The organism is Amycolatopsis jejuensis, assembly GCF_000717335.1.
Classification (GTDB): Bacteria; Actinomycetota; Actinomycetes; order Mycobacteriales; family Pseudonocardiaceae; genus Amycolatopsis; species Amycolatopsis jejuensis.
This window is the reverse complement of the sequence record NZ_JNYZ01000130.1, coordinates 1-209: the sequence shown is the minus strand read 5'-3', so window position 1 is coordinate 209 and position 209 is coordinate 1. Positions and strand designations below refer to the sequence as shown.

General features: G+C 48.8%; 1 rRNA gene. It reads left to right on the top strand.

Annotated elements, in window-relative coordinates:
* Positions 1–132 precede the first annotated feature (132 nt).
* Positions 133–209 (top strand): 16S ribosomal RNA (locus OO71_RS46060); the annotation flags it as partial.

Genomic DNA, 209 nt, shown 5'->3' with positions numbered 1-209 from the left:
GGTTCGGGGTGTGTTGCTTGAGAACTCAACAGTGTGCTAGTGAACTAAGCCAGTAGAGCTTATATGAAACCCCCTCGTCGGGGTTTCCTTTGAGAATATGATTGAGAATAGTAGTCTCGATCGAACTGTTCATTGTTGGAGAGTTTGATCCTGGCTCAGGACGAACGCTGGCGGCGTGCTTAACACATGCAAGTCGAACGCTGAAACCG